Below are 11,829 nucleotides of genomic sequence, written 5' to 3'. Positions count from 1 at the left end.
CAGTGCGGTCAAGAGGGTGTCTAACTCGGTCGTCACAACCCGATGTTGGACACCCTCCCCACGGCTGAGAACCCCGCATTCGGAACTACTCGTCTAGAGCGCTCAGATCAGCGCGAGCTGGCCCTCCGGGCCCTCCTCGGGTCCGTCCAGCACCGAGGCCGGTCTGCGGGCCGCGTCCGGCACCGGCAGCACGCCCGCCTTGTGCAGCTCGGCCGCCGTGATCGGATCGGGTGCTGTCAACTCCTCCTGCTGCGGGCGCAGTTCGGCGAGCAGGGCGAGGACCGTGATCAGCTCCAGGAGTTCGGACGTCCAGGTCTGCGGCCAGGTGGCCGGGCGGATCGCGGCCAGCGTGTCCGGTTCGGCCCGGGTCGTGCGGGCCGCGAACCACTGCTCCAGCACCCGTACTCCCGCCACCTCGAAGTCCCAGGCCTCCGGCGGCACCGGGGAGATGCGGCCCTCGTCCAGGAACAGCGCCTCCTCGCCCCGGTCGTAGTGCAGCGCCACAGGGCGGGACGGCAGCGGGGCGCGCACGTACGGGCGGCGGCCGCCCGGCAGCTTGGGGCGTTCGCCGTCGCGGCGCATCAGCCACAGCATCCGGCGGCCCACTTCCACACCCCGCGCCCATGCGTCGGCGTCCCCGGTGAGCGGGACGGTGAGGCCGGGGCGGGCCATGGCCGTGATCCAGGCCAGCACGTCCACGGGAGTGGGGGAGACGCCCAGGCGCGCGGCCAGATGGTCCGACAGGCCGGGCGCCAGGTTGGGTTCCGCGCCGCCGGGGCGGCGGTACAGCGGGCGGATGCGGCCGGGGCGGAGCACGGGCAGCAGGGACGTCGCCAGCAGGACGGGGCCGGGAGCGTCGCTCTCCACGGCGAAGATCTGGTGCCCGTCCGTCACCCGCCACAGCTCCGGGCGGGCCGCGTCGATCAGCCGGTGGTCGGGGATCAGCCACTGTTCGTCGAACGGGGCGTGCAGCACGCGCACCGGCTCCGGGCAGGGGCCCGAGGCGCGGACCAGCTTCTCCGTGCCGCTGGACCGGCCCGGCAGCTGACCGACCGCCGTGTGCAGCGTCCGCGAGCGCGTCGGCTCGAACAGCGTCTCGCGGTCGGGGCCCTCGGCCTTCATCAGCGCGTCCCAACGGGCCTTCAGGGACGCCGCGTCGGGGCCCGCCGGCCAGCCCCGGCCGAGCCGCGGCGGTGCGACGGACCACGGCATGAGGTCCGCCAGCAGCGGAGCGTCGTCGTGCGTCACGCTGGGCATCGTAGAGCCTGGGGGTGACAGCCGGGTCAGGTGGCGTCCAGGGTCACCGTGAAGGAGAAGCGGTCGCCGCGGTAGTGGATGACGGCCACGTCCAAAGGGCGTCCCTCGGCGTCGTAGGTGATGCCGGTGTAGTGCAGGATCGGGCTGAGCAGCGGCACGTCGAGCAGCCGGGCCGTCTCCGGGTCGGCCAGCCGCGCCTCCACCGTGTCCGTGATGCGGCTGATGTCCGCCCCGACGGCGTCCCGCAGCACCTTGGTCATCGGCCAGCGCACCAGGTCGTCCAGGTCGATGCGGGCGGCCAGTTCGGGACGGACGTAGTTGCGGGCGTGGTTGGTCGGCTCGCCGGTCTTCTCGTCGCTGCGCAGGCGGTGGTACGTCGCCACCTCGGGCAGGTCCGGGAAGTACTCGGCGAGTTCGGCCGGCACGGGCGCGGGGCCGTGGTCCAGCAGCTCGGTCGTCATGCCGGACTGCTGGGCCACGATCGCGTCCACCGAGCCCAGCAGGCGCACCGGGGCGCCCCTGCGCGCGTCGGGCTCGATGAACGTGCCGCGCCGGCGGTGGCGGGAGATCAGCCCCTCGTCCTCCAGCTCCTTCAGCGCCTGCCGCATCGTCAGCACGCTCACGCCGTAGTGCCCCGCCAGCTGCTCCTCGGTGGGCAGACGCAGCGGGTCCTGGGGCGAGCGGCCGAGGATCGAGGCGCGCAGCGACTGCGACACCTGGTACCAGAGCGGCAGCTTGCGGTTCAGGACGATCGAGTCCGGAGCGAAGGAGGTCACGGCTGCCATCCGTACCGTCAGGGAACGATCAGTGCAAGGGGCGGAAGTGACGCTCCAGGCCCTGCCACACGTCGTCGTAGCGCTGCTGCAGGTGCTCGGCCCGCGCCGCCTGCGGGGTGAGGGTCACCGGCCAGCGGGTCTCGAACATGAACGCCAGCCCGTCGTCGATCTTCTGCGGCTTCAGCTCGGCGGCGCTGGCCTTGTCGAACGTCTCCCGGTCCGGCCCGTGCGCCGACATCATGTTGTGCAGCGAGCCGCCGCCCGGCACGAAGCCCCCGGGTCCGGATGTCTTCGCGTCGTACGCGCCCTCGATCAGGCCCATGTACTCGCTCATCACGTTCCGGTGGAAGTACGGCGGCCGGAAGGTGTCCTCGCCCACCAGCCAGCGCGGCGCGAACACGACGAAGTCGACGCCCGCCAGGCCCGGGGTGTCGGATGGGGACGTCAGCACGGTGAAGATCGACGGGTCGGGGTGGTCGTACGAGATGGTGCCGAGCACATTGAAACGGCGCAGGTCGTAGACGTACGGCACATGGTTTCCGTGCCAGGCGACGACATCGAGCGGGGAGTGGTCGTAGGTCGCCGTCCAGAGGTTGCCGCAGAACTTGTTCACCACCTCCACCGGGCCCTCGACGTCCTCGTACGCGGCCACCGGTGCCCGGAAGTCCCGGGCGTTGGCGAGGCCGTTGGCGCCGATCGGGCCGAGGTCGGGGAGGCGGAAGGGGGCGCCGTAGTTCTCGCACACATAACCTCGGGCGGACTCGTCCAGCAGCTCCACACGGAAGCGCACCCCACGAGGGATCAGCGCCACATGGCTCGGCTCCACATGCAGCAGGCCGAACTCCGTGCGCAGCAGCAGTCCGCCGCGCTCCGGGACGATCAGCAGCTCGCCGTCGGCGTCGCTGAAGACGCGGTCCATGGAGGCGTTGGCGTGGTAGAGGTGCACGGCCATGCCGGAGCGCTGGGTCGCGTCGCCGTTGCCGCCGAGCGTCCACAGGCCGGCCAGGAAGTCCGTTCCCGGGGCGGGCTCGGGCAGCGGGTTCCAGCGCAGACGGTTGGGATCGGGGACGGCCTCCGTGAAGGGGGCGGTGCGGAGCGTGCCGTTGTCGGCGCGGGTGAACGCCGGGTGCGCGGCCGACGGGCGGATGCGGTACAGCCACGAGCGGCGGTTGTGCGCCCGCGGCTCGGTGAACGCCGTGCCGCTCAGCTGCTCCGCGTACAGCCCGAGCGGAGCGCGCTGCGGTGAGTTGCGGCCCTCGGGCAGTGCGCCCGGGACGGCCTCGGAGCTGTGCTCGTTGCCGAAGCCGGAGAGATAGGTCAGCCCTTCGGCGGTCTTCCGCGCGTCCCCGCTCATGATCGTGCTCCCTTGCGTCCGATTCCTATGTAACACCGTAGGATTGCGTTTTCGGCGGCGCAAGAGGTTGCGCGGGCGTGCGACACGCGAACGATCTCCTCCTGACGTCCTGTGCCGTCCTGCGGGCCTCCTCTCGACGGAGGACGGGAACCCGACTTGAGGCGGATCCGCGAGGTCGGACCCGTGTTCTACGCTCCCGGTCATGTCGTGGACGCGGAGCCTTCTCGCCGCGCTCGCGGTCTGTGTCCTGCTGCTGGGCGGAGCCGTGGGCTGCGGGTCCAGTGATGCGCCGGAGCGGGGAAACGGGGTGTCACCCTCGCCGGTGGGCACGCTCCTGGAGGACACCGACAAGGAGGGGCGGCCCTATCGCGAGGTGAGTGAGAAGGGCGCCCCCGACGTGGGCATCGAGGTGCAGCCCGGCGCCGGCGGCGGCTGGGACGTACGCCTGACCGTGCGGAACTTCCGCTTCTCGTCGGCCGGTGCGGCCGACCGGGCGGTGGCCGGGCGCGGACTCGCGCACTTGTACCTGGACGGCCGTCTCGTCGCCAGGCTCCGCACTCCCGAGTACCGCCTGTCCGCCGACCACGTCACGCGCGGCACGCACCACGTCACCGCCCGCCTGTACGCCGACGACGGCACGGCGTGGGCCGTGGACGGCGAGCCCGTGGAGAGCACGGCCGACATCACCGTGTCCGAGCCGGGTCCGAGCGCTGTGACCGGCACGCGGGCGGGCGGAGAGGATGGCTGAAACGGACACCCGTCGATGTGAACGGAGATCCGTCGATGCGGCCGGGGAGCCCACGATGCAGCCGAGGATCCGTCGGTGCAGCCGGAGATCCCTCGATGTGAACGGACATCTCCTGATCGAAATGAGCATCCACCGAGAGAGGCGGACATCCGCGCATGAGTGGAGCGGGCCGTCGACTCCGTAAGGGGGGTCGAGGTTCACCGGACCGCGCCGGAAAGGCATCATGAAGCCCGTGCCCCACGCGACATCGCTCCGCCGTGCGCCCGTGCAGCGGCGCAGCGCCGAACGGCTGGCCAGGATCCTGGACGCCTGCGCCGACCTCCTCGACGAGGTCGGCTACGACGCCCTGAGCACGCGTGCCGTCGCCCAGCGCGCCGGTGTGCCCATCGGCTCCGTCTACCGCTTCTTCGGCAACAAGCGGCAGATGGCCGACGCGCTGGCCCAGCGCAACCTCGAGCGGTACTCCGAGCGGGTCACCGAGCGCCTGCGCGAGACCGGTGACGCGGGCTGGCGCGCGGCCCTGGACGCCGTACTCGACGAATACCTGGACATGAAGCGCACGGCGCCCGGCTTCTCGCTCGTCGACTTCGGCAACCAGATCCCGGTCGGCGCGCGCGCCGAACCGAACCACCGCGTCGCCGACCGCCTCACCGACCTGCTCTCCGGCTATCTCGGCCGCGAGCCCGACGAGGACCTGCGGCGCACCTTCCTCATCGCCGTGGAGACCGCCGACAGCCTGGTCCACCTGGCCTTCCGGGTGGTGCCGGAGGGAGACGTGAAGATCATCGGGGAGATGCGGGAGCTGCTGCGAGCGTATCTGGCGCGGGTGCTGGACTGAGACGGCCCTCCCCGGCGGGTCCGGGGGCTCCCCTCCATGCATACCGGTCGGTATGCTCGGCTGCGATCCGCTGTCCCCGCGTCACCGCTGCCGCGCCCCTCCGGGAGGACCCGTGTCCCGCACCGCCCTGCGAATCTGCCCCCTGTGCGAGGCCACCTGCGGCCTGACGCTCACCATCGACGGAACCCGCGTCACCGGCGCCCGGGGCGACCGCGACGACGTGTTCAGCAAGGGCTTCATCTGCCCCAAGGGCGCCTCCTTCGGGGCGGTCGACTCCGACCCCGACCGGTTGCGCACCCCGCTGGTGCGCAGGGACGGCGAGCTGCGCGAGGCCACCTGGGAGGAGGCCTTCGACGCGGTCGCCGCCGGCATCCGGCCGGTCGTCGAGCGGTACGGCCCGAACTCCGTCGGCGTCGTCCTCGGCAACCCCAACGTGCACACCATGGCCGGTGGGCTCTACCCCCCGCTCCTCATCGGCGCGCTCGGCACGCGCAGCATCTTCAGCGCGTCCACGGTGGACCAGATGCCCAAGCACGTCTCCAGCGGTCTGCTGTACGGCGACGCGAACGCGATCCCCGTTCCCGACCTGGACCGCACCGACCACCTGCTCCTCATCGGCGCCAACCCGCTGGAATCCAACGGGAGTCTGTGCACCGCCCCCGACTTCCCCGGCCGGCTCAAGGCGCTCAAGGCCCGCGGCGGCACCCTCACCGTCATCGACCCGCGCCGTACCCGCACCGCCAAGCTCGCCGACCGGCACATCGCCATCCGGCCCGGCACGGACGCGCTGCTGCTCGCGGCGATGGCGTACGTGCTGTTCGACGAGGACCTCGCCGACCTGCGTGACCTGGCCCCGCACGTGCAGGGCGTCGAGGAACTCCGGGCGGCCGTAAGGGAGTTCACGCCGAAGGCCGTCGCCGGGGCCTGCGACGTCGACGCCTCCGTGGCCCGTACCCTCGCCCGGGAGCTCGCCGCCGCCCCCACCGCCGCCGTCTACGGCCGCATCGGCAGCTGCACCGTTCCGCACGGCACGCTCGCCAGCTGGCTCGTCGACGTCCTCACCCTCCTCACCGGCAACCTCGACCGCCCCGGCGGCGCCCTCTTTCCGCAGGCCGCCACCGACAGGACCCCGCGCCCCGCCGGACCCGGCCGCGGCTTCGCGCTCGGACGCTGGCACTCCCGGGTGAGCCGGCACCCGGAAGCGAAGGGCGAGTTGCCGCTGTCCGCCCTCGCCGAGGAGATCGACACCGCCACCGACGAGGGCGAGCCGGTCCGCGCCGTCATCGCCGTCGCCGCCAACCCGGTGCTGTCCGCGCCCGACGGCGACCGGCTCGACAACGCGCTCGCCTCGCTGGACTTCATGGTCAGCGTCGACCCGTACCTGAACGAGACCTCGCGCCACGCCCACGTCGTCCTGCCGCCGCCCCCGCCCTCGCAGAGCCCGCACCACGACTTCGCCTTCAACACCCTCGCCGTCCGCAACCAGGTCCGCTACACCCGCGCGGCCGTTCCCCTGGAGCCCGGCCGCATGGCCGAGACGGAGATCCTGGCCCGGCTGGTCCTCGCCGCCAGTGGCATGCACGGCGCCGACCCGGCCGCCGTGGACCAGATGGTGATCGACCAGACCCTCGGCAAGGCGGTCGAGGAGCCGCACTCCCCGGTGCACGGCCGGGACGTGAAGGAACTCGCCGCGCAGCTCACCGGTGAGACCGGCCCCGAGCGGCGCCTCGACATGATGCTGCGCCTCGGCCCCTACGGCAACGGCTTCGGCGTACGACCGGACGGGCTGAGCCTTCAGAAGCTGCTCGCGCACCCGCACGGCATCGACCTCGGGCCGCTCCGGCCGCGGCTGCCCCAGCCGCTGAAGACCAGGAGCGGCAAGGTGGAACTGCTGCCGCAGCCGATCGCGGACGACCTGCCGCGGCTGAAGAAGGCCCTGGAGGAGCGCCCCGACGGGCTCGTCCTCGTCGGCCGCCGCCATCTGCGCTCCAACAACAGCTGGATGCACAACGTGCCCGCCTTGACCGGCGGTTCCAACCGCTGCACCCTGCACATCCACCCCGAGGACGCCGAACGGCTGGGCGTGCGGGACGGGGCACCGGTGCGCGTGAAGGGCGCCGGGGGAGAGGTGACCGCCCCCGCCGAGGTCACGGACGGCGTACGGCCGGGCGTGGTGAGCCTGCCGCACGGCTGGGGCCACAACCGGCCCGGCACCCGGCTGAGCCACGCCGCCACCGACCCCGGCGTCAACGTCAACCAGCTCCTCGACGGCAGCCTGCTCGACCCCCTGTCGGGCAACGCGGTCCTCAACGGAGTGCCCGTCGAGGTCGCCGCCGAGACCGGCCCCGAGGCCGCCGCCGAGAACGGTCCTGAGACCGCCTCCGTGACCGAAAAGCTCACCGCTCTGACCTGAGCAAAGCTGTGACCAGGAGTTTTGCGCTTATTGCTCGCATGTCAACGTCTTGTTAACGCCGCTTGACGCGACCTAACGTCTCGGACACCGCCGGCCCTGGTGGGATGTTCAAGGGCGAACGTTAGGTATCCACTCATGCTGACCATCCTCGGCTTCGCCATGATCGCGACCTTCCTGGTCCTGATCATGCTGAAGAAGATGTCGCCGATCGCGGCGCTCGTGCTGATTCCCGCGCTGTTCTGCGTGTTCGTCGGCAAGGGCGCTCACCTCGGCGACTACGTCATCGACGGCGTGACCAGCCTCGCCCCCACCGCGGCGATGCTCATGTTCGCGATCGTCTACTTCGGCGTGATGATCGACGTCGGTCTCTTCGACCCGATCGTCCGCGGGATCCTCAAGTTCTGCAAAGCCGACCCGATGCGGATCGTCGTCGGCACCGCCGTACTCGCCGCGATCGTGTCGCTGGACGGCGACGGGTCCACCACCTTCATGATCACCGTCTCGGCGATGTACCCGCTGTACAAGCGCCTGAAGATGAGCCTGGTCGTGATGACCGGTGTCGCCGCGATGGCCAACGGCGTGATGAACACCCTGCCCTGGGGCGGCCCCACCGCCCGCGCCGCGACCGCGCTGAAGCTGGACGCCAGCGAGATCTTCGTCCCGATGATCCCGGCCCTCGGCGTGGGCCTGCTCTTCGTCTTCGGCCTGTCGTACGTGCTCGGCCTGCGTGAGCGCCGGCGGCTGGGCGTGCTGACGCTGGACGACGTGCTGGTCGAGGAGAACGCCGAGCGGAACGTCGGGGAGGTCGTCGAGGAAATCGTCGAGGAAAAGGAGACCGAGACGGTCCTCGTGGGCGTCGGCGGCTCCGGCGGCGGCAAGGTCTCCATGCGCAAGGGCACCACGGGTGGCGCGAGCGGCGCGGGTGCCACGGCCGGTGCGGGCTCCGGCAGCGACGCCGACGAGGCCGACGACGAGCCCGGGAAGGGCATGCAGGTCCTGGATCCGAACCGGCCCACCCTGCGCCCCAAGCTGTACTGGTTCAACGCGCTGCTCACCGTCACCCTGCTCACCGCCATGATCATGGAGTGGCTGCCGATCCCGGTGCTGTTCCTGCTCGGCGCCGCGCTGGCGCTCACCGTGAACTTCCCGCACATGCCCGACCAGAAGGCCCGTCTCGGCGCCCACGCCGAGAACGTCCTCAACGTCTCCGGCATGGTCTTCGCCGCCGCCGTCTTCACCGGCGTCCTGCAGGGCACCGGCATGGTCGACCACATGGCCAAGTGGGTCGTCGGGAACATCCCCGACGGCATGGGCCCGCACATGGCGGTCGTGACCGGCCTGCTGAGCATCCCGTTCACGTACTTCATGTCGAACGACGGCTTCTACTTCGGCATCCTCCCGGTCCTCGCCGAGGCGGGCCAGGCGCACGGCGTCTCGTCCGTGGAGATCGCCCGTGCCTCGCTCATCGGCCAGCCGCTGCACATGTCGAGCCCGCTCGTCCCGGCCGTGTACGTCCTGGTCGGCATGGCCAAGGTCGAGTTCGGCGACCACACCAGGTTCGTGGTGAAGTGGGCTGCGCTCACCTCGCTGGTGGTACTCGGCGCGGGAATCCTCTTCGGCATCGTCTGATCACTCGTCGGAGGTCTGGCTCATGGGGCCCGGTGGGAACCGCGGCTGGCTGCTCCGCCTCGTCATCGCCTTCAGCTTCGCGCAGGGGGCGGTGTCGATGGCCCGGCCCGCCGTCTCCTACCGGGCCCTCGCGCTGGGCGCGGACGAGCGGGCGGTAGGTGTGATCGCGGGCGTGTACGCCCTCCTGCCGTTGTTCGCCGCCGTGCCCCTCGGCCGCCGCACCGACCAGGGCCGCTGCGCGCCGCTGCTGCCCGTCGGTGTGGTGCTGATATCCGGCGGCTGTGCGATGAGCGGCATCGCGAACACGCTCTGGGCGATGGCGGTCTGGAGCGGCGTGATGGGCCTCGGCCACCTCTGCTTCGTCATCGGCGCCCAGTCGCTCGTCGCCCGCCAGTCGGCGCCGCACGAACAGGACCGCAACTTCGGCCACTTCACCATCGGCGCCTCCCTCGGCCAGCTGATCGGCCCCATCGCGGCGGGCGCGCTGATCGGCGGACAGGACATGGCGGGCACCAGCGCGCTCGCCCTGGTGGTCGCGGGCGCGGGCGGAGCCGTGGCACTCACCTCCCTGTGGCGCGTAGAGCACCGCCGTACGACCCCCGCGCCCCGTACGGCGGCGGGCGACCGTGTCCCCGTCCACCGCATCCTGCGCGCCCGGGGCGTGCCCGCGGGCATCCTCATCAGCCTCTCCGTGCTGTCCGCTACCGACATCCTCACCGCGTACCTGCCGGTGGTCGGCGAGCACCGGGGCATCGCGCCGTCCGTCATCGGCCTGCTGCTCAGCCTGCGGGCGGCGGCCACCATCGCCTGCCGCCTGGTCCTCACGCCCCTGCTGCGGCTGCTCGGCCGCACCCAGCTGCTCACCGTGACCTGCCTGCTGGCGGCGCTGCTGTGCGCGGGCATCGCGTTGCCGGTACCGGTGTGGGTGCTGGCCCTGATCCTCGCCGTCCTCGGCTTCTGCCTCGGTGTCGGTCAGCCGCTGTCCATGACGACGGTCGTCCAGGCCGCCCCCGACGGCGCCCGCTCCACGGCCCTCGCCCTGCGTCTGACCGGCAACCGCCTCGGCCAGGTCGCCGCCCCCGCCGCGGCGGGTCTGGTCGCCGGGATCGCGGGCGTCGCGGCGCCGTTCGTGATGCTGGGCGCACTGCTGCTGTTGTCGTCCGGGGTGGCCCTGCGCTCGCCGGCGAGGCAGGTGGAACAGGCGGAGGACGACCGGGCCCGTTCGGGCGGCACGGGCGCGCTGAAACGCACCACGAGCTGAAGCGGGGCGTCCGCTTTCTCACGTACTGGACCGGACCAACCGATCCGGCTCCATGTCTTCCCCCGGCCGCACACATTCCGTTAACTTCCGTGACCCACAGCCCCGTACGACCCGCACGGGACATCGGACCGCGGAGCACCAGCGCCCTAGTGAGCCCCCGGGGGCACCCTCATGACACGCGCCATCTCTCTGCACGACGTGAGCAAGGCCTACGCGCGAGGCGTCCGCGTGGTGGACCGGCTGTCGCTGGACATCGCGCCGGGCGAGTTCCTCGTGCTGCTCGGCCCTTCCGGCTGCGGCAAGTCCACCGTGCTGCGGATGATCGCCGGCCTGGAGGAGATCGACGAGGGCGAGCTGCTGCTCGACGGCGAGTACGCCAACGACCTGCCGCCGTCCGCCCGGGACATGGCGATGGTGTTCCAGAACTTCGCCCTGTACCCGAGCATGACCAGCCGCGACAACATCGGCTTCCCGCTGCGCATCGAGGCCCCGGGCACCGACCCGCGCCCGCGCGTGGACGCCACCGCCCGCATGCTGGGCATCGAGGACCTCCTCGACCGCTACCCCGCCCAGCTCTCCGGCGGCGAACGCCAGCGCGTCGCCATGGGCCGGGCCATCGCCCGCCACCCCTCCGCCTTCCTGATGGACGAGCCGCTGTCCAACCTCGACGCCAAGCTCCGCAATCACCTCAGAGCCGAAATCGCCAGTCTCACCAGGGAGTTGGAGGTGACCACGGTCTACGTCACCCACGACCAGGCCGAGGCCATGTCGCTCGGCGACCGGGTCGCCGTCCTGCGCGGCGGCGTGCTCCAGCAGGTCGGCACCCCGCGCTCGGTGTACGCGCTGCCCGGCAACGTCTTCGTGGCCGCCTTCATCGGCACCCCGCGCATCAACCTGCTGCGCGGCCTGGTCCGTGCCCCGCTCGACGGCGCGATGACCATCAGCCTGGGCAAACAGTTCCTGCGCCTGCCCGAACCGCTCTCCCTGGACCACCAGTTGCTCCGTGTCCAGCAGGGCCGCGAGGTCATCGTCGGCCTCCGCTCGGAGGCCGTCCGCATCGCCAAGCACTCCGCCGCCCGCCCCGGCGAGGTGCCGATCACCGGCCTGGTCGAGCACGTGGAATTCCAGGGCCACGAGGTCCTCGTCCACTTCAACACCGGCTCCAGCCCCGCGGTCGTCCCGGAGTTGGAGGCCCCGCGCCCCCGCCCCGGCCGTCCGGCCCGGCGCCGCCGCCGCGAGGGATCGGTCCTGGGACGCCTGCGGGAGCGGGCGGGCGCCCTGCGCGCCGGTCCGGTCGTGGTCCTGGACCGTCCCACGGACGGGGAACCCGGGCCCGCACCCACCGAGCCCCGCCTGCCCGGCGACCTCATCGTCCGCACCACCCCCGACATCGACCTGCGGCACGGCATGCAGGTGCCGCTCCTGGTCGACCTCGCCCATCTCTTCGTCTTCGACCAGCACGGCGAACGCATCTGCCCGAACCCGGCACGGCTCCCGGACCTGGAGGAGTGACCCCGGCCCCCGCACCTCTCCCGGACCTGCAGGAGTGAAGC

General features: G+C 71.8%; 9 protein-coding genes. 6 read left to right on the top strand and 3 right to left on the bottom strand.

Annotated elements, in window-relative coordinates; all coding sequences use genetic code 11:
- Positions 1 to 102: 102 nt before the first annotated feature.
- From ACYVMZ_RS12045 to hmgA, 3 genes are read right to left on the bottom strand one after another with little or no spacing between them, the layout of a single operon-like run.
- The gene (locus ACYVMZ_RS12045; RefSeq protein ID WP_461078516.1) at positions 103 to 1,257 is read right to left on the bottom strand and encodes a type ISP restriction/modification enzyme; all 1,155 of its coding nucleotides are present in this window, start codon (positions 1,255 to 1,257) and stop codon (positions 103 to 105) included.
- A gap of 26 nt (positions 1,258 to 1,283) precedes the next feature.
- The gene (locus ACYVMZ_RS12040) at positions 1,284 to 2,033 is read right to left on the bottom strand and encodes a GntR family transcriptional regulator (protein ID WP_461078514.1); all 750 of its coding nucleotides are present in this window, start codon (positions 2,031 to 2,033) and stop codon (positions 1,284 to 1,286) included.
- Positions 2,034 to 2,061: 28 nt separating this feature from the next.
- Positions 2,062 to 3,387, bottom strand: a complete 1,326-nt coding sequence (hmgA, locus tag ACYVMZ_RS12035; protein WP_461078512.1) for a homogentisate 1,2-dioxygenase — start codon at positions 3,385 to 3,387, stop codon at positions 2,062 to 2,064.
- 202 nt (positions 3,388 to 3,589) lie between these two features.
- Here hmgA and ACYVMZ_RS12030 point away from each other — a divergent pair, with 202 nt between their 5' ends.
- The 6 genes from ACYVMZ_RS12030 (at position 3,590) to ACYVMZ_RS12005 (ending at position 11,788) form a co-directional block, all read left to right on the top strand.
- Positions 3,590 to 4,135 (top strand): hypothetical protein, encoded by a 546-nt coding sequence (locus tag ACYVMZ_RS12030; protein WP_461078510.1) that lies wholly within the window; start codon positions 3,590 to 3,592, stop codon positions 4,133 to 4,135.
- Positions 4,136 to 4,358: 223 nt separating this feature from the next.
- The gene (locus ACYVMZ_RS12025) at positions 4,359 to 4,973 is read left to right on the top strand and encodes a TetR family transcriptional regulator (RefSeq protein ID WP_461078508.1); all 615 of its coding nucleotides are present in this window, start codon (positions 4,359 to 4,361) and stop codon (positions 4,971 to 4,973) included.
- 112 nt (positions 4,974 to 5,085) lie between these two features.
- Positions 5,086 to 7,386, top strand: a complete 2,301-nt coding sequence (locus ACYVMZ_RS12020) for a molybdopterin oxidoreductase family protein (protein WP_461078506.1) — start codon at positions 5,086 to 5,088, stop codon at positions 7,384 to 7,386.
- A 135-nt stretch (positions 7,387 to 7,521) separates the two neighbouring features.
- Complete coding sequence (locus ACYVMZ_RS12015) at positions 7,522 to 9,015, top strand: CitMHS family transporter (RefSeq protein ID WP_461078504.1); 1,494 nt, start codon at positions 7,522 to 7,524, stop codon at positions 9,013 to 9,015.
- 22 nt (positions 9,016 to 9,037) lie between these two features.
- Positions 9,038 to 10,276, top strand: a complete 1,239-nt coding sequence (locus ACYVMZ_RS12010; protein WP_461078502.1) for an MFS transporter — start codon at positions 9,038 to 9,040, stop codon at positions 10,274 to 10,276.
- Positions 10,277 to 10,447: 171 nt separating this feature from the next.
- The gene (locus ACYVMZ_RS12005; RefSeq protein WP_461078500.1) at positions 10,448 to 11,788 is read left to right on the top strand and encodes an ABC transporter ATP-binding protein; all 1,341 of its coding nucleotides are present in this window, start codon (positions 10,448 to 10,450) and stop codon (positions 11,786 to 11,788) included.
- Positions 11,789 to 11,829 lie beyond the last annotated feature (41 nt).

The sequence above is a fragment of the Streptomyces deserti genome (genome assembly GCF_054782695.1).
The sequence above is the reverse complement of the archived record's forward strand: the minus strand, read 5'-3'. Positions and strand labels throughout refer to the sequence as shown.

What these genes read in the sequence shown, in the direction of transcription:
- ACYVMZ_RS12045 (WP_461078516.1), bottom strand. Translation starts at nt 1,257, where the DNA reads ATGCCCAGCGTGACGCACGACGACGCTCCGCTGCTGGCGGACCTCATG.
- hmgA (WP_461078512.1), bottom strand. Translation starts at nt 3,387, where the DNA reads ATGAGCGGGGACGCGCGGAAGACCGCCGAAGGGCTGACCTATCTCTCC.
- ACYVMZ_RS12030 (WP_461078510.1), top strand. Translation starts at nt 3,590, where the DNA reads ATGTCGTGGACGCGGAGCCTTCTCGCCGCGCTCGCGGTCTGTGTCCTG.
- ACYVMZ_RS12025 (WP_461078508.1), top strand. Translation starts at nt 4,359, where the DNA reads ATGAAGCCCGTGCCCCACGCGACATCGCTCCGCCGTGCGCCCGTGCAG.
- ACYVMZ_RS12015 (WP_461078504.1), top strand. Translation starts at nt 7,522, where the DNA reads ATGCTGACCATCCTCGGCTTCGCCATGATCGCGACCTTCCTGGTCCTG.
- ACYVMZ_RS12010 (WP_461078502.1), top strand. Translation starts at nt 9,038, where the DNA reads ATGGGGCCCGGTGGGAACCGCGGCTGGCTGCTCCGCCTCGTCATCGCC.
- ACYVMZ_RS12005 (WP_461078500.1), top strand. Translation starts at nt 10,448, where the DNA reads ATGACACGCGCCATCTCTCTGCACGACGTGAGCAAGGCCTACGCGCGA.